Origin of the sequence: Citrobacter arsenatis, assembly GCF_004353845.1 — a bacterium.
Taxonomy (GTDB): Bacteria; Pseudomonadota; Gammaproteobacteria; order Enterobacterales; family Enterobacteriaceae; genus Citrobacter; species Citrobacter arsenatis.
This window is the reverse complement of record NZ_CP037864.1, coordinates 460,199-482,982: the sequence shown is the minus strand read 5'-3', so window position 1 is coordinate 482,982 and position 22,784 is coordinate 460,199. Positions and strand designations below refer to the sequence as shown.

Annotated in this window: 14 protein-coding genes, 1 tRNA gene, 3 rRNA genes and 1 pseudogene; 13 read left to right on the top strand and 6 right to left on the bottom strand. The window is 50.5% G+C overall.

Going from position 1 to position 22,784, the window contains the following annotated elements; all coding sequences use genetic code 11:
* Window positions 1–17: 17 nt before the first annotated feature.
* Window positions 18–1,664 (bottom strand): chaperonin GroEL, encoded by a 1,647-nt coding sequence (gene groL, locus E1B03_RS03230; protein WP_003025464.1) that lies wholly within the window; start codon window positions 1,662–1,664, stop codon window positions 18–20.
* Window positions 1,665–1,707: 43 nt separating this feature from the next.
* Complete coding sequence (locus E1B03_RS03225) at window positions 1,708–2,001, bottom strand: co-chaperone GroES (protein ID WP_000027827.1); 294 nt, start codon at window positions 1,999–2,001, stop codon at window positions 1,708–1,710.
* A 274-nt stretch (window positions 2,002–2,275) separates the two neighbouring features.
* On the opposite strand from E1B03_RS03225, the gene yjeH reads away from it, so the two are divergent.
* Window positions 2,276–3,541, top strand: a complete 1,266-nt coding sequence (yjeH, locus tag E1B03_RS03220; RefSeq protein WP_133085673.1) for an L-methionine/branched-chain amino acid transporter — start codon at window positions 2,276–2,278, stop codon at window positions 3,539–3,541.
* Window positions 3,542–3,601: 60 nt separating this feature from the next.
* Here yjeH and E1B03_RS03215 read toward each other — a convergent pair whose 3' ends face one another.
* Window positions 3,602–4,081 carry an FxsA family protein gene (locus E1B03_RS03215; protein WP_043018149.1) on the bottom strand — a complete coding sequence of 160 codons (480 nt, stop codon included), beginning with the start codon at window positions 4,079–4,081 and terminating at the stop codon, window positions 3,602–3,604.
* Window positions 4,082–4,419: 338 nt separating this feature from the next.
* Between E1B03_RS03215 and aspA the strand changes: the two genes are divergently transcribed.
* The 8 genes and pseudogenes from aspA to E1B03_RS03175 form a co-directional block, all read left to right on the top strand.
* Window positions 4,420–5,856, top strand: a complete 1,437-nt coding sequence (gene aspA, locus E1B03_RS03210; RefSeq protein WP_103768673.1) for an aspartate ammonia-lyase — start codon at window positions 4,420–4,422, stop codon at window positions 5,854–5,856.
* Between the two features lie 115 nt (window positions 5,857–5,971).
* Window positions 5,972–7,273, top strand: a complete 1,302-nt coding sequence (gene dcuA, locus E1B03_RS03205; protein ID WP_003025449.1) for an anaerobic C4-dicarboxylate transporter DcuA — start codon at window positions 5,972–5,974, stop codon at window positions 7,271–7,273.
* Window positions 7,274–7,404: 131 nt separating this feature from the next.
* Entirely contained in the window at window positions 7,405–7,752 is a 348-nt protein-coding gene (gene cutA / locus E1B03_RS03200) for a divalent cation tolerance protein CutA (protein ID WP_003025447.1), read from the top strand.
* The gene (locus tag E1B03_RS03195) at window positions 7,728–9,437 is read left to right on the top strand and encodes a protein-disulfide reductase DsbD (RefSeq protein ID WP_133085672.1); all 1,710 of its coding nucleotides are present in this window, start codon (window positions 7,728–7,730) and stop codon (window positions 9,435–9,437) included. Before cutA ends, E1B03_RS03195 begins: the two co-directional genes overlap by 25 nt.
* Before the next feature lie 36 nt (window positions 9,438–9,473).
* Window positions 9,474–10,049: a transcriptional regulator gene (locus E1B03_RS03190; protein ID WP_008785982.1), complete on the top strand. Its 576-nt coding sequence runs from the start codon at window positions 9,474–9,476 to the stop codon at window positions 10,047–10,049.
* Between the two features lie 67 nt (window positions 10,050–10,116).
* Window positions 10,117–12,129: a DUF1176 domain-containing protein gene (locus E1B03_RS03185; RefSeq protein ID WP_133085671.1), complete on the top strand. Its 2,013-nt coding sequence runs from the start codon at window positions 10,117–10,119 to the stop codon at window positions 12,127–12,129.
* Between the two features lie 115 nt (window positions 12,130–12,244).
* Window positions 12,245–12,320: transfer RNA gene (locus tag E1B03_RS03180), tRNA-Phe, on the top strand.
* A 146-nt stretch (window positions 12,321–12,466) separates the two neighbouring features.
* Window positions 12,467–12,562: pseudogene (locus tag E1B03_RS03175) on the top strand (acetyltransferase); the annotation flags it as partial.
* A gap of 246 nt (window positions 12,563–12,808) precedes the next feature.
* Here the strand turns inward: E1B03_RS03175 and rrf are convergent.
* From rrf to E1B03_RS03160, 3 genes are all read right to left on the bottom strand, one after another.
* Window positions 12,809–12,924: ribosomal RNA gene (gene rrf, locus E1B03_RS03170) — 5S ribosomal RNA — on the bottom strand.
* Window positions 12,925–13,020: 96 nt separating this feature from the next.
* A 23S ribosomal RNA gene (locus tag E1B03_RS03165) occupies window positions 13,021–15,926 on the bottom strand.
* A gap of 235 nt (window positions 15,927–16,161) precedes the next feature.
* Window positions 16,162–17,701: ribosomal RNA gene (locus E1B03_RS03160) — 16S ribosomal RNA — on the bottom strand.
* The 16S, 23S and 5S rRNA genes sit together here, the layout of an rRNA operon.
* A 600-nt stretch (window positions 17,702–18,301) precedes the next feature.
* Here E1B03_RS03160 and E1B03_RS03155 point away from each other — a divergent pair.
* The 4 genes from E1B03_RS03155 to dcuB all read left to right on the top strand — a co-directional run bounded on the left by E1B03_RS03155 (window position 18,302) and on the right by dcuB (window position 22,707).
* Window positions 18,302–19,933 (top strand): sensor histidine kinase, encoded by a 1,632-nt coding sequence (locus tag E1B03_RS03155; protein WP_103771900.1) that lies wholly within the window; start codon window positions 18,302–18,304, stop codon window positions 19,931–19,933.
* On the top strand, window positions 19,930–20,649 hold the full coding sequence (gene dcuR / locus E1B03_RS03150) for a two-component system response regulator DcuR (protein ID WP_063941258.1): 720 nt from the start codon (window positions 19,930–19,932) through the stop codon (window positions 20,647–20,649). The genes E1B03_RS03155 and dcuR overlap by 4 nt, the downstream gene beginning before the upstream one ends.
* 297 nt (window positions 20,650–20,946) lie before the next feature.
* The gene (locus E1B03_RS03145) at window positions 20,947–21,249 is read left to right on the top strand and encodes a hypothetical protein (RefSeq protein ID WP_133085670.1); all 303 of its coding nucleotides are present in this window, start codon (window positions 20,947–20,949) and stop codon (window positions 21,247–21,249) included.
* A 117-nt stretch (window positions 21,250–21,366) separates the two neighbouring features.
* Window positions 21,367–22,707, top strand: coding sequence for an anaerobic C4-dicarboxylate transporter DcuB (dcuB, locus tag E1B03_RS03140; RefSeq protein ID WP_003031873.1), 1,341 nt, complete (start codon window positions 21,367–21,369; stop codon window positions 22,705–22,707).
* The last annotated feature ends 77 nt before the right edge of the window (window positions 22,708–22,784 follow it).

Here is a 22,784-nt window from a genome sequence, read left to right as displayed (position 1 = left end):
GAAGTATGAAGATTAAATTACATCATGCCGCCCATACCACCCATACCGCCCATACCACCAGCAGCACCTAAGTCAGGCGCATCGCCTTTCGGCAGATCGGTCACCATGCACTCGGTGGTGATCATCAGACCCGCAACAGAAGCCGCGTACTGCAGAGCAGAACGGGTTACTTTGGTTGGATCCAGGATACCCATGTCGATCATGTTGCCGTATTCTTCAGTTGCAGCGTTGTAACCGTAGTTACCGTCACCCGCTTTCACGGTGTTAGCCACTACAGACGGCTCTTCACCGCAGTTCAGTACGATTTGACGCAGCGGGGATTCCATTGCGCGCAGCGCAACTTTGATACCTACGTTCTGGTCTTCGTTCTGACCTTTCAGGCCGGCAATTTTAGACGCTACGCGAATCAGCGCAACACCACCACCAGCAACCACGCCTTCCTCTACCGCAGCACGGGTCGCGTGCAGGGCATCTTCAACGCGGGCTTTCTTCTCTTTCATTTCAACTTCAGTCGCAGCACCAACTTTGATAACTGCTACGCCGCCTGCCAGTTTCGCTACGCGCTCCTGCAGTTTTTCACGGTCGTAGTCGGAAGTTGCTTCTTCGATCTGCTGACGAATCTGAGTCACACGACCCTGGATTGCAGCTTCGTCGCCCACGCCATCGATGATGGTGGTGGTGTCTTTGTTGATAACAACACGTTTCGCCTGGCCCAGATCTTCCAGAGTTGCTTTTTCCAGCTCCATACCGATCTCTTCAGAGATAACGGTACCACCGGTCAGGGTAGCGATATCCTGCAGCATTGCTTTACGACGGTCACCGAAGCCAGGTGCTTTAACAGCAGCGACTTTCACAATACCGCGCATGGTGTTAACCACCAGAGTTGCCAGCGCTTCGCCTTCAACATCTTCAGCGATGATCAGCAGCGGTTTACCTGCTTTCGCTACAGCTTCCAGAACCGGCAGCATTTCGCGGATGTTGGAGATTTTCTTGTCAGCCAGCAGGATGAACGGACTTTCCAGTTCTACTGCGCCAGTTTCCGGCTTGTTGATGAAGTAAGGAGACAGGTAGCCACGGTCGAATTGCATACCTTCAACCACGTCCAGTTCGTCCTGCAGACCGGTACCGTCTTCAACGGTGATCACGCCTTCTTTACCGACTTTGTCCATCGCTTCAGCGATCAGTTTACCTACGGTTTCGTCGGAGTTAGCGGAGATGGTACCAACCTGAGCAATAGCTTTAGAGTCGGAGCACGGTACGGACAGTGCTTTCAGTTCTTCAACAGCAGCAGCGACAGCTTTGTCGATACCACGTTTCAGATCCATCGGGTTCATACCCGCAGCAACGGCTTTCAGACCTTCAGTAATGATGGACTGAGCCAGTACGGTTGCAGTGGTGGTACCGTCGCCTGCAGCGTCATTCGCTTTAGAGGCAACTTCTTTCACCATCTGCGCACCCATGTTTTCGAACTTGTCTTCCAGTTCGATTTCACGAGCTACGGAAACACCATCTTTAGTGATGGTCGGTGCACCGAAAGATTTATCCAGAACTACGTTACGGCCTTTTGGACCGAGGGTAACTTTCACTGCATCTGCCAGTACGTTTACGCCGCGCAGCATTTTCACACGAGCGTCGTTACCGAATTTTACGTCTTTAGCTGCCATTTTCTCTTTCCCTTAAATTCGTATGTTCAGTGTCGTTCGCGGATTAGGCTTCAACAATTGCCAGGATGTCGCTTTCAGACATGATCAACACTTCTTCATTGTCGATCTTCTCAGATTTAACACCGTAGCCATCGTTGAAAATAACGATATCGCCGACTTTCACGTCCAGCGGCTGTACGGTACCGTTGTCCAGGATGCGACCCTTACCGACAGCGATGATTTCGCCACGAGTTGATTTACCTGCTGCGGAACCGGTCAGTACGATGCCGCCAGCAGATTTAGATTCAACTTCTTTACGTTTGACGATCACACGATCATGTAACGGACGAATACTCATTGATAGCTCTCCTTTGAGAAAGTCTTTATCAGTTATGGGTGACGCCGGCCCGTAAACGGTTTCCCGGCTAGTGACCAGAGAGATGGGGATGGGGTTTTACGCCTTCAAGGGGGCAAGCGAAAAAAATTTTTTATCAGCAGAAAATCCCGCCAAAACGCCGACACACCTCACATTTCATAACGATTTCAGTCGTGTCGTCATAAGCAAATCCGATTGTGATACCATCAAAAATCTGCGCTGTAGCCCGTCATTGGGCCTAACCGGATAACAACTTATGAGCGGACTGAAACAAGAGCTGGGGCTGGCTCAGGGCGTTGGCCTGTTGTCGACATCATTGTTAGGTACAGGCGTTTTCGCTGTCCCTGCGCTGGCTGCGCTAGTGGCCGGCAACAACAGCTTGTGGGCCTGGCCGGTGCTGATTGTTCTCGTTTTTCCCGTGGCGATTGTCTTTGCCGTACTGGGTCGTCATTTTCCCAGCGCGGGCGGCGTGGCGCACTTTGTCGGCATGGCCTTTGGCTCACGCATGGAGCGCGTCACCGGATGGCTGTTTTTGTCGGTGATTCCCGTCGGCTTACCCGCGGCATTACATATCGCCGCCGGCTTCGGTCAGGCGATGTTTGGCTGGCATGATGAACAGCTTCTGTTAGCAGAGCTCGGTACGCTGGCGTTGGTTTGGTATATTGGCTCCCGCGGCGCAAGCTCCAGTGCGAATCTGCAAACGGTCATTGCCGGACTGATTGTTGCTCTCATTGTCGCCATCTGGTGGGCGGGCGATCTAAAACCTGCCGAGATCCCCTTCCCTGCGATTAGCGAGATTGAACTCCCCGGACTGTTCGCCGCGCTGTCGGTGATGTTTTGGTGTTTTGTCGGCCTTGAAGCGTTCGCGCATCTGGCATCTGAATTTAAAAACCCGGAGCGGGACTTCCCGCGCGCGCTGATGATTGGCCTGCTGCTGGCAGGGTCTGTTTATTGGGCATGCACCGTCGTGGTGCTTCATTTTGGCGCCTACGGCGAGCAAATGGCGGCGGCGGCATCACTGCCAGAGATCGTCGTTCAACTGTTTGGCGTGCAGGCACTGTGGGTCGCCTGCATCATTGGTTATCTGGCCTGTTTTGCCAGCCTCAACATTTATATTCAAAGTTTCGCCCGGCTGGTCTGGTCGCAGGCGCAATATAAGCCGGAGAGTTATCTGGCACGTCTGTCTCCCCGCCACCTTCCGCGCAATGCGCTAAATGCCGTACTGGGCTGCTGTGTAGTCAGCACCTTGTGCATCTATATGCTGCAAATCAATCTCGATGCGTTAATCGTCTACGCCAACGGCATCTTTATTATGATTTATCTGCTGTGCATGCTGGCGGGATGTCGATTACTGAAAGGGCATTATCGCGCACTGGCGGTCATTGGCGGTCTGCTGTGTCTGCTGCTGTTGACGATGGTTGGCTGGAAGAGCCTGTATGCGCTGATTATGCTGGCAGGACTGTGGCTGTTTTTACCCCGCAGGCCGGATAAGGCAACGTTGACGCCATCATCCGGCATATAAACACTTTTGACGGATGGCACTAACGCTTATCCGGCCTACATACTGATCTGGCTTACTGGGTTAGTCGCGGCGATCGTCATCTTTATGATCAAGGCGGTTACGATCGTCATCCTTGCGCTGAAATTCGCCGTCAAAGGTCTCACCGCCACCGGTTCCGGCGCTAAAACCACCGCCCGGCATACGCGAAAAACGCAAATGCGGCAGCAGTTTCATCGTCAGATGCTTTTGTACCGGGGGTAATAAAAGAAGAAGACCGAGGAAATCGGTGAAAAAACCAGGCAGCACCAACAGCAGGCCGGCAATAATCAGCGATACACTTTTGATCATTTCTGCAGCCGGACTTTCACCAGCCGCCATTTTTTGTTGCATCAGTAAAAAGTTCTTAAATCCCTGATTACGAACAAGAGACATACCGATAACCGACGTAAAAATAACCAAAATCAACGTCATCAGGACGCCCATCACATGGGCAACCTGAATAAAAATAGATATCTCTATGTAAACATAGAGAAAAATGGCAAGCAATGGTATCCAGCGCAAAGGGATCTCCTGTTAATAACAGCCGTTTTGTTCAACATCTGTTCGAAAAATTATGTTAATCGCATCGATTTGATATTGTGGTGGTTAGCAAAATTTCAAGTGGCTTGTACACTAATATTTGGGGTTAATCACAAAGGGGTGATCCATTTCACAGAATAATAAATAAGGGGTAAATTCCACGCTTTAAGTGATCCAGATTACGGTAGAAATCCTGAACCAGCATATGATCTCGAGTATCAGACCGATGCAGGGGATAATCGTCGGTCGAGAAACAATCGAAATCACATATATCCTGTGTGTTTAGTCAAATCATTGGCAGCTTGAAAAAGAAGGTTCACATGTTAAACAACATTCGTATCGAAGAAGACTTGTTGGGTACCAGGGAAGTTCCAGCGGACGCTTACTACGGTGTTCACACTCTGAGAGCGATTGAAAACTTCTACATTAGCAATAACAAAATCAGCGACATCCCTGAATTTGTTCGCGGTATGGTAATGGTTAAAAAGGCAGCGGCAATGGCCAACAAAGAGCTGCAAACCATTCCTAAGAGTGTGGCAAATGCCATCATCGCGGCGTGTGATGAAGTCCTGAATAACGGAAAATGCATGGATCAATTCCCGGTAGACGTTTACCAGGGTGGTGCGGGTACCTCCGTCAACATGAACACCAACGAAGTGCTGGCCAATATCGGTCTGGAACTGATGGGTCACCAGAAAGGTGAATATCAGTACCTGAACCCGAACGACCACGTTAACAAATGTCAGTCTACCAACGACGCTTACCCAACTGGCTTCCGTATCGCGGTATACGCATCCATCATCAAACTGATTGATGCTCTGAGCCAACTGCGTGAAGGCTTCGAGCAAAAGGCTGTTGAATTCCAGGACATCCTGAAAATGGGTCGTACCCAGCTGCAGGATGCTGTACCGATGACCCTCGGTCAGGAATTCCATGCTTTCAGCGTACTGTTGAAAGAAGAAGTGAAAAACATTAGTCGTACCGCAGAACTGCTGCTGGAAGTTAACCTCGGCGCAACTGCAATCGGTACGGGCCTGAACACGCCGAAAGAGTACTCTCCGCTGGCAGTGCAGAAACTGGCTGAAGTCACTGGCTTCGCTTGTGTTCCTGCAGAAGACCTGATTGAAGCGACCTCTGACTGCGGCGCATACGTAATGGTGCACGGCGCACTGAAACGTCTGGCTGTTAAGATGTCCAAAATCTGTAACGACCTGCGTTTACTCTCCTCTGGTCCGCGTGCTGGTCTGAACGAGATCAACCTGCCAGAACTGCAGGCCGGTTCTTCTATCATGCCAGCAAAAGTGAACCCGGTTGTTCCGGAAGTCGTAAACCAGGTGTGCTTCAAAGTCATCGGCAACGACATCACTGTTACCATGGCGTCTGAAGCTGGTCAGCTGCAGCTGAACGTAATGGAGCCGGTCATTGGTCAGGCAATGTTTGAATCCATTCACATTCTGAGCAATGCTTGCTACAACCTGCTGGAAAAATGCGTTAGTGGTATCACTGCTAACAAAGAAGTCTGTGAAGCGTTTGTATTCAACTCCATCGGCATCGTTACTTACCTCAACCCGTTCATCGGTCACCACAACGGCGACATCGTCGGTAAAATTTGTGCCGAAACCGGTAAGAGCGTACGTGAAGTTGTCCTGGAACGCGGTCTGTTGACCGAGTCTGAACTGGACGATATCTTCTCTGCACAGAACCTGATGCACCCTGCTTATAAAGCAAAACGTTATACTGATGAAAGCGAACAGTAATCGTGTAGGGTAGTACCGGAGAGGGCACGTCATGATGACGTGCCTTTTTTCTTACTCGAAGTTACTTAAAAACAACAATTTAATATCAACTTGTTAAACAACAAGGAAGGCTAATATGATAGTTTTAGAACTTATCATCGTTTTGCTGGCAATCTTTTTAGGTGCCAGACTTGGGGGTATCGGTATTGGATTTGCAGGTGGGCTGGGTGTTCTGGTTCTCGCCGCTATCGGCGTAAAACCCGGTAATATCCCGTTCGATGTTATTTCCATCATCATGGCGGTTATCGCTGCCATTTCAGCTATGCAGATTGCAGGTGGCCTGGACTATCTGGTTCATCAAACTGAAAAACTGCTGCGTAAAAACCCGAAATACATCACGATCCTTGCACCTATCGTGACCTATTTCCTGACTATCTTCGCAGGTACCGGCAACATCTCTCTGGCAACGCTGCCAGTTATCGCCGAAGTTGCGAAGGAACAAGGGATCAAACCTTGCCGCCCGCTCTCTACTGCAGTGGTTTCTGCACAGATTGCGATTACGGCTTCTCCAATCTCCGCAGCCGTGGTTTATATGTCTTCCGTAATGGAAGGTCATGGCATCAGCTACATTCACCTGCTGTCCGTGGTCATTCCGTCCACTCTGCTGGCTGTTCTGGTCATGTCCTTCCTGATCACTGCACTGTTCAACTCCAAACTGTCTGACGACCCGATTTATCGTAAGCGTCTGGAAGAAGGCCTGGTTGAACTGCGCGGTGAAAGACAAGTTGAAATCAAAGCTGGCGCGAAAACCTCCGTTTGGTTGTTCCTGCTGGGCGTGGTTTGCGTCGTTGTATACGCCATCATCAACAGCCCAAGCCTTGGCCTGGTCGCTAAACCGCTGATGAACACCACCAACGCAATTCTGATCATCATGCTGAGCGTCGCGACGCTGACGACCATCGTCTGCCGCGTTGAAACTGACTCCATCCTGAACTCCAGCACCTTCAAAGCCGGTATGAGCGCCTGTATTTGTATCCTGGGTGTTGCATGGCTGGGTGATACCTTCGTATCTCACAACATTGACTGGATCAAAGATACTGCAGGTAGCGTAATTCAGGGTCATCCGTGGCTGCTGGCAGTCATCTTCTTCTTTGCTTCTGCGCTGCTGTACTCTCAGGCTGCAACCGCTAAAGCACTGATGCCGATGGCTCTGGCTCTGAACGTTTCCCCACTGACTGCTGTTGCGTCTTTCGCAGCTGTTTCTGGCCTGTTCATTCTGCCAACCTACCCAACTCTGGTTGCGGCGGTTCAGATGGATGACACCGGTACAACTCGCATCGGTAAATTCGTCTTTAACCATCCGTTCTTCATCCCTGGTACTCTGGGTGTGGTTCTGGCTGTCTGCTTCGGCTTCTTGCTGGGCAGCTTCATGCTGTAAGTTTTTCCTGCAGGGTGCCTCCGCACCCTGCAGTTCCTCCGCTTCATCACCCCGCTTTAGCTAACATCCTTCCCTCGTCCGTTGTATAGTGACCATTCTTTAGCTGGTTACTCTGTTCTTTCGAGGTGTTTATGCTTGATGTTAAGAGTCAGGATATTTCCATCCCCGATACCGTTGTGGTGCTCTGTACCGCGCCGGATGAAGCAACCGCCCAGGATCTGGCCGCCAAAGTGCTGGCAGAAAAACTGGCTGCCTGTGTGACGCTACTGCCAGGAGCTACCTCCCTTTATTATTGGGAAGGTAAACTTGAGCAGGAATATGAAGTCCAGATGATTTTAAAAACCACCGTCACACACCAGCAAGCCCTTCTCGATTGCCTGAAGTCACATCATCCATATCAAACGCCTGAACTTCTGGTTTTACCCGTCACTCACGGAGACTTTGATTACCGCTCATGGCTCAACGCATCCTTACGCTGATCCTGCTGCTGTGCAGCACATCTACCTTTGCCGGATTATTTGACGCGCCTGGCCGCTCGCAGTTTGTACCTGCCGATCGGGCGTTTGTTTTTGATTTCCAGCAAAACCAACACGATCTCAACCTCACATGGCAAGTTAAAGATGGCTACTATCTGTATCGCAAACAGATAAGCATTACGCCATCTCAGGCCGATATCGCCGAGGTAAAGCTACCGCCAGGCGTCTGGCATGAAGATGAGTTTTACGGCAAAAGTGAGATTTACCGTAAACAGCTAACCATCCCTGTCACGGTCAATCTGGCGAAATCTGGCGCAACATTAACGGTCACATACCAGGGCTGCGCCGACGCCGGATTTTGCTATCCACCAGAAACAAAAACAGTGCCATTAAGTGAAGTGTCTGCCGGTTCCACGGCGGCAACTGCGCCTGCTCCAGCCACCACAGATCCGCAAGAGAAACCGCAGCCCCCAGCCCAGCTTCCCTTTTCCGCACTATGGGCATTGCTGATCGGGATTGGCATCGCATTTACGCCTTGCGTATTGCCGATGTATCCGCTGATTTCTGGCATCGTGTTGGGCGGCAAACAACGCTTATCAACCGGACGGGCACTGCTGCTGACGTTTATCTACGTCCAGGGGATGGCGCTCACCTATACCGCGCTGGGTCTGGTTGTTGCAGCCGCCGGTTTGCAGTTCCAGGCCGCGCTTCAGCATCCCTACGTCCTGATTGGCCTTGCCGTCGTCTTTACGCTGCTGGCCCTGTCGATGTTTGGCCTGTTCACGCTGCAACTGCCTTCATCGCTGCAAACCCGTCTCACGCTAATGAGTAACCGCCAGCAAGGCGGCTCTCCCGGCAGCGTCTTTGCGATGGGGGCGATCGCCGGCCTCATCTGTTCTCCTTGTACCACAGCCCCGCTAAGCGCAATTTTGCTGTACATCGCTCAGAGCGGGAACATGTGGCTGGGAGGCGGCACGCTGTATCTGTACGCACTGGGAATGGGATTACCTCTGATGCTGATTACCGTCTTCGGCAACCGCCTGCTGCCCAAAAGCGGCCCATGGATGGAACATGTCAAAACCGCTTTTGGCTTTGTCATTCTGGCGCTTCCCGTCTTCTTACTTGAACGCATCATTGGCGACGAATGGGGTGTACGCCTGTGGTCACTGTTGGGTGTCACATTCTTTAGCTGGGCATTCATCACCAGCCTGCAGGCAAAGCACGCCTGGATGCGCATCGTACAGATTATCCTGCTGGCTGCAGCGCTGGTAAGCGTACGGCCAATGCAGGACTGGGCGTTCGGTACGCCGCATGCTCAAACCCAGACACACCTTAACTTTACGCCGGTGACTTCAGTGGATGCGCTAAATCAGGCGCTGGCACAAGCCAAAGGCAAGCCCGTGATGTTGGATCTGTATGCCGACTGGTGCGTGGCCTGTAAGGAGTTCGAGAAGTATACGTTCAGCAACCCGCAGGTTCAGCAAGCGCTAGGCGACACGGTACTTTTGCAGGCTGATGTGACTGCAAACAATGCCCAGGATGTCGCTCTGCTGAAACATCTACAGGTTCTGGGTTTGCCGACGATTTTGTTCTTTGATGCCGAGGGGAATGAGCATCCGGACGCTCGGGTGACGGGCTTTATGGATGCCGCGACCTTCAGCGCACATTTGCGCGATCGCCAACCGTGAGCGACACTTGCAACAGGAAATACGGAGGAGAATACCGTGCAACGTGAAGATGTCCTGGGAGAAGCCCTGAAATTACTTGAGGTTCAAGGGATAGCCAATACTACGCTGGAAATGGTGGCCGAGCGAATCGATTATCCTCTTGATGAACTGCAGCGCTTTTGGCCCGATAAAGAGGCCATTCTGTACGATGCGCTACGTTACCTCAGCCAGCGGGTGGATATCTGGCGGCGTCAGCTTTTGCTGGATGACACTTTGAGCGCCGAGCAGAAATTACTGGCACGCTATACCGCGCTGTCCGAATGCGTGAGCAATAATCGCTATCCAGGCTGCCTGTTCATCGCTGCCTGTACGTTTTACCCGGATCCTGGGCATCCGATCCATCAGTTAGCCGATCAGCAAAAAAAGGCGGCTCATGACTTCACCCATGAGCTGCTGACCACGCTGGAAGTCGACGACCCGGCAATGGTCGCCAAGCAGATGGAACTGGTGCTGGAGGGCTGCCTGAGCCGCATGCTGGTGAATCGTAGCCATGCTGACGTTGAAACGGCACACCGCCTTGCTGAAGATATCCTGCGCTTTGCTCAGTGCCGTATGGGCGGGGCACTGACTTAATTCGGATTTCGTAACATTTGTGAACCGCATATAATTTCGGCAACACTGCCATATTAAAAGGAATTATATGCGTCTCGTGCACTGCATTCTCCTCGCAGGTTTTATCTCTGCCCCCCTGTATGCCAATCCATTAAACGGTTTTTCGTTTGCACATAAAGACTGGGAGGTTGCGTGTGATAATACGGGTACCTGTCGAGCGGCAGGTTATAGTGACCATGCGCTAAGCGTACTCCTCACACGTGCGGCTGGTCCCGACACCAGCGTGTATGTTGAGGTTGCTTTTGCACAGCGTACGGCGAATCAACCCTCTCTGAAAGACGCCACGCTTTTTATTGATGGTCAAAAGCAAGGCGCGCTAACGTTTTCCTCAGAGGGATATTTTAAACTCGATTATCAACAGCGAAAGGTATTTCTGGACGCCTTACGTCAGGACAATACCATCGAGTTTGCAGCAGATGGGGAACGATTACCGCTTTCTAATGCAGGCTCGAGTGCTGTGCTGCTGAAAATGGATGAATTCCAGAAACGCATCAATACCCAAAGCGCTCTGCTGCATCCAGGAGATAAAAACAGTAATAATGTGCTTAACGCTGAGCTTGCCCCACTCATCATCACCCAACCCGTCATCGGCACGCCGGACGGGAAACCGTTAACGGCCGCGCAGCGACAAAAAATAGAGTCCCAAATCAGGGTCACTCCCGAGATGAATTGCCGCGAACCAGAAGAGGGTCAGGAACGCATTTATTACCGCATTCCGGTGGATAAACAACATGTACTCATTCAAACCGAATGCTTCGATAGCTCACGAACCATCCTCTGGCTGACCAATACTGAACTAACTGCTTTGCCTAAACTGATCACGAGTGATGCCAGTGAATATGAGAACGGTGAGATAGCCCGTTTCAGCGGCCCCGTTCAGCGCTGGGTCTGGGAGGGTAACAACTTCACCTTGCGCGACGAATACCACAGCGGCGGACAAGGAAACCTTTCTGTCGGCGGTGTCTGGACGCTCCCTACGTTCGTCAGCAGCGTACGTTCTCAGTCTGATGTAGACACGGATAACACGGCCCTAAAAACGCTACGTAGCGCCGTAGAGACTATGCAAAAAAGCGCTCTGAACTTAGAATTGAGCAAAATCGCCAGTCAGTTTCCATTAACCGGTCAAATCACTGATTTCAGGATCTCTTACGCTGAAGATTCAACGAAACCAACCGCAAAGCCCTCCCCTGAGATTAGTGATGATGAGTGGCAGGCATTTTCCCGCACAACGTTTAGTATCGATTCGGAAAATGGAGGCGTGAACTTTACGCTCATTGATCTGGATGACGACGGTAAACGCGATCTCATCATCAACAGCTACGTTGGTGGCACAGGATTATTCAGCTACACCGGTGTACTCAAACGCGGTGATAAGGCCTTCTTCGCCGTTAATGGTAAACCGGATGACGATGACTTTGGCGTACCCGGTGCGCTATTTTCGGAGAATGGGCGCGGCGCCAACCAATGGAGCCAATGGGTGCGCATCAACGGTAAGGTTTACGCTCTCTGGTACAACGGCTTATATAATGAAGAGAAGCTTTATCTGCTGCGTCCATTTAGCCCAGACGAGAAGGTTCCCGTAGTAGCCGTCTATTATCGCTATGAATACGATATGAATTCAATCGAACCACGGGAAGAAGGGCAACCCCTACTCCCGAAATTGAATACCAAAGACAAAACAAAACTCATTACCGAACTGAACAAAATGCAAAGCATGCTTTTACAAAACCAACAGGCAAGCGACGGCGTTTCCCCAATCTGCCCAATCCCTGCCGGTACGTTGCCGGAAGAGGCGGACAATTACAGTTCAGGGATTGCAGGAAATTATACGTCTGAACCTGTCGCAACCATTCCTGTCTGGGTAAATGGGAAGTGCCTTGTCGGTTCTGTCGAGAGTTATTTTGGTAGAGGGGAATTCATCACTCTCGTTTCGCCAAAAGATCAGGATATTGCTGGAGAGTATTCAGTTACCGGCACACGCCATGTAACATCCATTAAAAGTGACTGGATTCCCCGTGAAGGCGATAACGGCGGGCTGTAATTTTGAGCAAAATCCTCGAGAAAACAGCGAAATCGCTGCATAGTTAAGCAACCGACCGAAAAAGCGAGAAATTTGGTTGACGAGGTGTCCGGATTACGGTTTAATGCGCCCCGTTGCCCGGATAGCTCAGTCGGTAGAGCAGGGGATTGAAAATCCCCGTGTCCTTGGTTCGATTCCGAGTCCGGGCACCACTATTTAAAAAACCCGCCCCAGAGGCGGGTTTTTGCTTTTATAGTTTCTGATACTTTCCAACCGCTCATCTCTCAATATCCTTACAGAGTTTCCCCGCACACAATCCATATATAAGATAGCCATGCCTGTTAACAAGAAGACATCTGGGCTCTATAAGAAGATGGGCTTTAAAGTGACGGGACGTACAGAGGTGGACGATCTCGGACGACCGTATCCGCTACTGAAACTGGTGCTCGGGTAATGATGTGGACTGTTGTAGGCCGGATAAGCCGCGATGTGCCTGATGCGCTGCGCTTATCAGGCCTACCTGGTGGTGCCGTTGTAGGCCGGATAAGGCCGCACGCCGCATCCGGCAGTGTTCACCCCGCACAGACGCAAAAAAGCCCATCCGGCAGGATGGGCTTCTTCACAGGAGAGCGCTCACCGACAGACCACAGATAAAACAAAAGGCCCAGTCTTTCGACTGAGCCTTTTGTTTTTATTTGATGCCTGGCAGTTCCCTACTCTCGCATGGGGAGACCCCACACTACCATCGGCGCTACGGCGTTTCACTTCTGAGTTCGGCATGGGGTCAGGTGGGACCACCGCGCTACAGCCGCCAGGCAAATTCTGTTATCAACACACCTTTCCGGTCTGTCGATTTAATCTGTAATCAAGCTGAATATCGTATCTCTTTCGCCAAAACATCTTCGGCGTTGTAAGGTTAAGCCTCACGGTTCATTAGTATCGGTTAGCTCAATGTATCGCTACACTTACACACCCGACCTATCAACGTCGTCGTCTTCAACGTTCCTTCAGGAGACTTAAAGTCTCAGGGAGAACTCATCTCGGGGCAAGTTTCGTGCTTAGATGCTTTCAGCACTTATCTCTTCCGCATTTAGCTACCGGGCAATGCCATTGGCATGACAACCCGAACACCAGTGATGCGTCCACTCCGGTCCTCTCGTACTAGGAGCAGCCCCCCTCAATTCTCCAGCGCCCACGGCAGATAGGGACCGAACTGTCTCACGACGTTCTAAACCCAGCTCGCGTACCACTTTAAATGGCGAACAGCCATACCCTTGGGACCTACTTCAGCCCCAGGATGTGATGAGCCGACATCGAGGTGCCAAACACCGCCGTCGATATGAACTCTTGGGCGGTATCAGCCTGTTATCCCCGGAGTACCTTTTATCCGTTGAGCGATGGCCCTTCCATTCAGAACCACCGGATCACTAAGACCTGCTTTCGCACCTGCTCGAGCCGTCACTCTCGCAGTCAAGCTAGCTTATGCCTTTGCACTAACCTCCTGATGTCCGACCAGGATTAGCTAACCTTCGTGCTCCTCCGTTACTCTTTAGGAGGAGACCGCCCCAGTCAAACTACCCACCAGACACTGTCCGCAACCCGGATTACGGGTCTACGTTAGAACACCAGCCATTAAAGGGTGGTATTTCAAGGTTGGCTCCACGCAGACTGGCGTCCACGCTTCAAAGCCTCCCACCTATCCTACACATCAAGGACCAGTGTTCAGTGTCAAGCTATAGTAAAGGTTCACGGGGTCTTTCCGTCTTGCCGCGGGTACACTGCATCTTCACAGCGAGTTCAATTTCACTGAGTCTCGGGTGGAGACAGCCTGGCCATCATTACGCCATTCGTGCAGGTCGGAACTTACCCGACAAGGAATTTCGCTACCTTAGGACCGTTATAGTTACGGCCGCCGTTTACCGGGGCTTCGATCAAGAGCTTCTCCTTACGGATAACCCCATCAATTAACCTTCCGGCACCGGGCAGGCGTCACACCGTATACGTCCACTTTCGTGTTTGCACAGTGCTGTGTTTTTAATAAACAGTTGCAGCCAGCTGGTATCTTCGACTGATTTCAGCTCCATGAGTAAATCACTTCACCTACATATCAGCGTGCCTTCTCCCGAAGTTACGGCACCATTTTGCCTAGTTCCTTCACCCGAGTTCTCTCAAGCGCCTTGGTATTCTCTACCTGACCACCTGTGTCGGTTTGGGGTACGATTTTGTGTTACCTGATGCTTAGAGGCTTTTCCTGGAAGCAGGGCATTTGTTACTTCAGCACCGTAGTGCCTCGTCATCACACCTCAGCGTTAATAAGGTACCGGATTTACCTGGAACCTCCGCCTACATGCTTAAACCGGGACAACCGTCGCCCGGCTAACATAGCCTTCTCCGTCCCCCCTTCGCAGTAACACCAAGTACAGGAATATTAACCTGTTTCCCATCGACTACGCCTTTCGGCCTCGCCTTAGGGGTCGACTCACCCTGCCCCGATTAACGTTGGACAGGAACCCTTGGTCTTCCGGCGTGCGGGTTTTTCACCCGCATTATCGTTACTTATGTCAGCATTCGCACTTCTGATACCTCCAGCAACCCTCACAGGCCACCTTCAACGGCTTACAGAACGCTCCCCTACCCAACAACACATAGTGTCGCTGCCGCAGCTTCGGTGCATGGTTTAGCCCCGTTACATCTTCCGCGCAGGCCGACTCGACCAGTGAGCTATTACGCTTTCTTTAAATGATGGCTGCTTCTAAGCCAACATCCTGGCTGTCTGTGCCTTCCCACATCGTTTCCCACTTAACCATGACTTTGGGACCTTAGCTGGCGGTCTGGGTTGTTTCCCTCTTCACGACGGACGTTAGCACCCGCCGTGTGTCTCCCGTGATAACATTCTTCGGTATTCGCAGTTTGCATCGGGTTGGTAAGTCGGGATGACCCCCTAGCCGAAACAGTGCTCTACCCCCGAAGATGAATTCACGAGGCGCTACCTAAATAGCTTTCGGGGAGAACCAGCTATCTCCCGGTTTGATTGGCCTTTCACCCCCAGCCACAAGTCATCCGCTAATTTTTCAACATTAGTCGGTTCGGTCCTCCAGTTAGTGTTACCCAACCTTCAACCTGCCCATGGCTAGATCACCGGGTTTCGGGTCTATACCCTGCAACTTAACGCCCAGTTAAGACTCGGTTTCCCTTCGGCTCCCCTATTCGGTTAACCTTGCTACAGAATATAAGTCGCTGACCCATTATACAAAAGGTACGCAGTCACCCCATAAAGAGGCTCCCACTGCTTGTACGTACACGGTTTCAGGTTCTTTTTCACTCCCCTCGCCGGGGTTCTTTTCGCCTTTCCCTCACGGTACTGGTTCACTATCGGTCAGTCAGGAGTATTTAGCCTTGGAGGATGGTCCCCCATATTCAGACAGGATACCACGTGTCCCGCCCTACTCTTCGAGTTCACAACATATGCACTTTTGTGTACGGGACTATCACCCTGTACCGTCGGACTTTCCAGACCGTTCCACTAACACACATGCTGATTCAGACTCTGGGCTGCTCCCCGTTCGCTCGCCGCTACTGGGGGAATCTCGGTTGATTTCTTTTCCTCGGGGTACTTAGATGTTTCAGTTCCCCCGGTTCGCTTCATTACGCTATGTATTCACGTAATGATAGTGTGACGAATCACACTGGGTTTCCCCATTCGGAAATCGCCGGTTATAACGGTTCATATCACCTTACCGACGCTTATCGCAGATTAGCACGTCCTTCATCGCCTCTGACTGCCAGGGCATCCACCGTGTACGCTTAGTCGCTTAACCTCACAACCCGAAGATGTTTCTTTCGATTCATCATCGACTTGCAAAAATTTGAGAGACTCGAACACACCATTTTTCATTTCTTATTACGGAGAAATGAAACAGTGTGTCGTTTCAATTTTCAGCTTGATCCAGATTTTTAAAGAGCAAAACTTCTTAATGCACTCGAAAGTACATTCAGAAGTTCATCATTCATCAGACAATCTGTGTGAGCACTACAAAGAACGTTTCTTTAAGGTAAGGAGGTGATCCAACCGCAGGTTCCCCTACGGTTACCTTGTTACGACTTCACCCCAGTCATGAATCACAAAGTGGTAAGCGCCCTCCCGAAGGTTAAGCTACCTACTTCTTTTGCAACCCACTCCCATGGTGTGACGGGCGGTGTGTACAAGGCCCGGGAACGTATTCACCGTGGCATTCTGATCCACGATTACTAGCGATTCCGACTTCATGGAGTCGAGTTGCAGACTCCAATCCGGACTACGACGTACTTTATGAGGTCCGCTTGCTCTCGCGAGGTCGCTTCTCTTTGTATACGCCATTGTAGCACGTGTGTAGCCCTACTCGTAAGGGCCATGATGACTTGACGTCATCCCCACCTTCCTCCAGTTTATCACTGGCAGTCTCCTTTGAGTTCCCGACCGAATCGCTGGCAACAAAGGATAAGGGTTGCGCTCGTTGCGGGACTTAACCCAACATTTCACAACACGAGCTGACGACAGCCATGCAGCACCTGTCTCAGAGTTCCCGAAGGCACCAAAGCATCTCTGCTAAGTTCTCTGGATGTCAAGAGTAGGTAAGGTTCTTCGCGTTGCATCGAATTAAACCACATGCTCCACCGCTTGTGCGGGCCCCCGTCAATTCATTTGAGTTTTAACCTTGCGGCCGTACTCCCCAGGCGGTCGACTTAACGCGTTAGCTCCGGAAGCCACGCCTCAAGGGCACAACCTCCAAGTCGACATCGTTTACGGCGTGGACTACCAGGGTATCTAATCCTGTTTGCTCCCCACGCTTTCGCACCTGAGCGTCAGTCTTTGTCCAGGGGGCCGCCTTCGCCACCGGTATTCCTCCAGATCTCTACGCATTTCACCGCTACACCTGGAATTCTACCCCCCTCTACAAGACTCTAGCCTGCCAGTTTCGGATGCAGTTCCCAGGTTGAGCCCGGGGATTTCACATCCGACTTGACAGACCGCCTGCGTGCGCTTTACGCCCAGTAATTCCGATTAACGCTTGCACCCTCCGTATTACCGCGGCTGCTGGCACGGAGTTAGCCGGTGCTTCTTCTGCGAGTAACGTCAATCACCAAGGTTATTAACCTTAATGCCTTCCTCCTCGCTGAAAGTACTTTACAACCCGAAGGCCTTCTTCATACACGCGGCATGGCTGCATCAGGCTTGCGCCCATTGTGCAATATTCCCCACTGCTGCCTCCCGTAGGAGTCTGGACCGTGTCTCAGTTCCAGTGTGGCTGGTCATCCTCTCAGACCAGCTAGGGATCGTCGCCTAGGTGAGCCGTTACCCCACCTACTAGCTAATCCCATCTGGGCACATCCGATGGCAAGAGGCCCGAAGGTCCCCCTCTTTGGTCTTGCGACGTTATGCGGTATTAGCTACCGTTTCCAGTAGTTATCCCCCTCCATCGGGCAGTTTCCCAGACATTACTCACCCGTCCGCCACTCGTCACCCGAGAGCAAGCTCTCTGTGCTACCGTTCGACTTGCATGTGTTAGGCCTGCCGCCAGCGTTCAATCTGAGCCATGATCAAACTCTTCAATTTAAGTTTGATGCTCGTGAATTAAACTTCGTAATGAATTACGTATGTTCACTCAGAGACTTGGTATTCATTTTTCGTCTTGCGACGTTAAGAATCCGTATCTTCGAGTGCCCACACAGATTGTCTGATAAATTGTTAAAGAGCAGTTGCGACGCGCTTTAGCGCTCTGTCGCGAGGTGGCGTATATTACGCTTTCCTCTTTCAGAGTCAACCCTCATTTTCAGGTTTTTCTCTTCAACCGGACCGGCTGTTTGTGTGAAGTGATTCACATCCGCCGTGTCGATGGAGGCGCATTATAGGGAGTTTCCTGTGGCCCGCAACCCTTAAATGACAGAAAAATGACTGACTGCTGCATTCCACAGCAAAACCCCGCCTTATACCAATTTACACACAGAGTTATCCACAACCGTAAGAAAATTACCGACCAGCGTCACTGAAAAGTGGAGAAAAGAGATAAGGAAACCTCTATAAAGAAAGAAGTTCGCTCTCCCTTATATAAAGAAGAAAAGTATGGGCAGCCCATGCCCCATCATCCCTACCACCTTTGAATTACGCAGCCCATCAAGCGATAATACCCGTACAAACCGTGATTCCAGGACCGTGATGAGACACTCTCTGCAACGTACTGCTATACGCAAACGCCCAATGAAGCTTGGCACCACCGTGATCCTCATGGTCAGTGCGGTACTCTTCTCCGTGCTGCTTGTCGTTCATCTGATTTACTTTTCTCAAATCAGCAACATGACGCGCGATGCGTTAGCGGGTAAAGCGCTTGCGGTCGCGCGAACGTTGGCAAACTCTCCAGAGATCCGCCAGGGACTAATGAAAAAGCCCGCGGAAAGCGGCATTCAGGCGATCGCTCAGGCGGTGAATAAGAGCAACGATTTTTTGTTCATCGTCGTCACCGATATGCAAAGCATTCGTTACTCCCATCCCGAAGCGCAGCGAATCGGTCAGCCGTTTAAAGGCGATGACATATTGCTGGCCCTGCAAGGTAAAGAGAATGTCGCCATTAATCGCGGATTTCTGGCTAAAGCCCTGCGGGTGTTCACCCCTATCTATGATGAACATCACCAGCAGATTGGCGTAGTGTCGATCGGCCTTGAACTAAGCCGGGTGACTGAGCAAATCAATAACAGTCGCGGCAGCATCATCTGGTCCATCTTATTTGGCGTGCTGGTTGGGCTACTCGGCACATGGGTATTTGTCAAAGTCCTCAAGCGCATTCTGTTTGGCCTGGAGCCTTATGAAATCTCCAATCTGTTCGAACAACGCCAGGCGATGCTGCACTCTATAAAAGAAGGCGTCATTGCCGTTGACGAGTGCGGTGAAGTGACGCTAATAAACCAGGCAGCGCAGGAGTTGCTCGATTACCACAAATCGCAAGACGATGCTCAGCTCTCCACGCTCAGCCATGCGTGGTCGCAGGTGGTCGATTTTTCACAGGTACTCAATGATGGAACGCCGCGCCGCGATGAAGAGATCATGGTGAAGGATCGACTACTCTTAATTAACACGGTTCCGGTACTCAGCAACGGTAAAATCATCGGAGCCATTTCAACGTTCAGAGATAAGACCGAAGTACGGAAACTGATGCAACGTCTGGATGGTATGGTCAACTATGCTGACGCACTTCGTGAACGATCCCACGAATTCATGAATAAATTGCACGTGATTCTGGGATTATTGCATCTGAAAAGTTATAAGCAGCTTGAAAATTACATCCTGAAGACCGCGAACAATTATCAGGAAGAGATTGGCTCACTGTTGGGAAAAATAAAATCCCCGGTGATCGCAGGATTTTTACTCAGTAAGATTAATCGCACATCGGATTTAGGCCATAGCCTGGTAATCAGCAATGAAAGCCAGTTGCCGGAAAACAGCAACGAAGATCAGGTGGCGGTGCTGATTACCGTACTGGGGAATCTGATTGAAAACGCCCTGGAGGCGCTAGGTCAAGAACCCGGTGGTGAGATCAGCGTATCCTTGCATTATCGACACGGCTGGTTGCATTGCGAAGTGAATGACGATGGTCCGGGGATCGCCCCCGAACACATTGAGCACATCTTTGAGAAGGGCGTTTCGTCAAAAGGAACCGAACGGGGCGTTGGTTTAGCGCTTGTTAAACAACAGGTTGAAAACGTTGGCGGCAATATTTCCGTCGAGTCTGAACCAGGGATCTTCACCCAATTTTTTGTACAGTTACCGTGGAATGGTGAGAGGGCCAGCAGATGATCAATGTGTTAATTGTCGATGACGATGCAATGGTAGCGGAATTAAACCGCCGTTATGTCGCGCAACTCTCCGGTTTTCATTGCTGCGGCACAGCCTCCACGCTGGAGAAAGCAAAAGAGATAATCTTTCATAGCGGCCATCATATCGATCTGATTTTGCTTGATATTTATATGCAAAAAGAAAACGGTCTGGATCTGTTGCCTGTTCTGCACAGCGAAGGTTGCAAGTGCGATGTTATTGTTATCTCTTCCGCCGCTGACGCGACCACCATCAAAGACTCCCTACACTATGGTGTCGTTGACTATTTGATCAAACCTTTCCAGGCTTCCCGCTTTGAAGAGGCGCTGACTGGCTGGCTGCAGAAGAAAACCGAGATGGAAAAGCATCAGTACTATGAACAGTCTGAGCTTGACCAGTTGATTCACGGTAGCTCCTCTAACGAGCAGGAAGCGCGGCGTTTACCCAAAGGATTAACGCCACAAACGTTACGCACGTTGTGCCAGTGGATTGATGAGCATCAGGATCAGGAGTTCTCCACCGATGAACTGGCCAATGAGGTCAATATCTCGCGCGTCTCTTGCCGTAAATATCTTATCTGGCTCGTCAATTGTCACATCTTATTTACCAGCATCCATTATGGCGTAACAGGTCGACCGGTTTATCGTTACCGCGTTCAGGCGGAACATTACTCATTGCTTAAACAATATTGTCAATAAAAACAACTGGGGATTATTTGTTATTTGAAAGTAACAATTATTAAAATAATGAAAAATCCCTATTTTGTTGGCTCATGCTGCAGAATTATAAATTTGCGTTAGATCAAATATATTTGTATCCGGCATGTTAAATGTATTATTTTAATATTGATTAACGTCACACTGTTTTTAATTTCAAAATCGCTAACAAAAGTTAATTAAGTATTATCTAACTCGCAGAGTGTGTATTTTTACCCATAAAGGATTAGTCTGAAATTAACCAGACATACAAAATCTAGACTGGTAGCAATGGAGACCATGCTACATACCATGGACACCGTACATTTTTGTGAGCAAATAAAAGTATCCGCACGCCAATCTCATCACATCATGAAATGGCGTGAGCGTGATCACATAAATAAACCACTCACCCATTCTGTCGATGGCTCATGTAATAGCGGGCAACGCAAAAAAGATAAATTACAGCGTCAACCGCAGCTCTCCACGTCAAGCTCTGCTTCCCATCGCCTGAGGATTCTCTCCTCTGATCAAAGCCACAGAAAAAAGCTAAATATCGCCATAACTTTAAAAAAACACTCTAGCAAGACATTTGAACATTAATCGCAAATACGGACATATCGAATACTGACCATTTTTTGATGCCTATTCTGGCAAAAAAGAATGTGGCACAGATCCATTTTTCAAAAATTGACTGGGTTTTTCGCGAGGGTAAATAAAATGTTATTTAGTATACAACTTCTCATAATATTAATATGTTTGTTTTATGGTGCCAGAAAGGGCGGTATCGCGCTGGGTTTATTAGGCGGTATTGGCCTGGTCATTCTGGTTTTCGTTTTCCATCTCCAGCCGGGTAAACCACCTGTAGATGTCATGCTGGTTATTATCGCCGTGGTGGCCGCATCGGCAACCTTGCAAGCCTCCGGCGGCCTTGACGTTATGCTGCAAATCGCTGAAAAGCTGCTGCGCCGTAACCCAAAATACGTTTCCATCGTCGCCCCGTTTGTTACCTGCACCCTGACGATTCTCTGCGGTACAGGCCACGTGGTATACACCATCCTGCCAATTATTTATGACGTTGCCATTAAGAACAATATTCGCCCGGAACGTCCGATGGCGGCGAGTTCTATCGGTGCGCAGATGGGGATTATCGCCAGCCCGGTTTCCGTAGCCGTTGTGTCACTGGTGGCAATGCTGGGTAACGTAACGTTTGAAGGCAAGCATCTCGAATTCCTCGATCTGCTCAGCATCACTATCCCGTCTACCCTGTTGGGTATCCTGGCGATTGGTATCTTCAGTTGGTTCCGCGGTAAAGATCTGGATAAAGATGAAGAGTTCCAGAAGTTCATTTCCGTACCTGAAAACCACAACTATGTATATGGCGATACCGCCACGCTGTTAGACAAAAAACTGCCGAAAAGCAACTGGCTGGCTATGTGGATCTTCCTTGCCGCTATCGCCGTTGTTGCCGTACTTGGTGCGTTCTCTGAGCTGCGTCCTACCTTCAGCGGCAAACCGCTGTCAATGGTACTGGTCATCCAGATGTTCATGCTGCTGACCGGTGCGCTGATTATTATCCTGACGAAGACCAATCCCGCTTCAATATCTAAAAACGAAGTCTTCCGTTCCGGTATGATCGCGATTGTGGCGGTGTACGGTATTGCCTGGATGGCCGAAACAATGTTCGGCGCGCACATGACAGAAATCGAAGGTGTGCTGGGCAATATGGTGAAAGAGTATCCGTGGGCCTATGCAATTGTTCTGCTGCTGGTTTCCAAATTTGTAAACTCACAGGCAGCGGCGCTGGCAGCGATTGTTCCGGTCGCGCTGGCAATCGGGGTTGATCCTGCGTACATCGTGGCTTCCGCTCCGGCATGTTACGGTTACTACATTCTGCCGACCTACCCGAGCGACCTGGCGGCTATTCAGTTTGACCGCTCTGGCACCACCCACATCGGCCGCTTCGTTATCAACCACAGCTTCATTCTGCCTGGTTTGATCGGCGTAAGCGTATCCTGTGTCTTTGGTTGGATCTTCGCCGCCATGTACGGTTTCTTGTAATTACAGTTCGCGTGCCGTCCACGTTGGTACGGCACGCCACCGTTAAGACACAGAGAATTTTAAAATTCCTGAGAAAA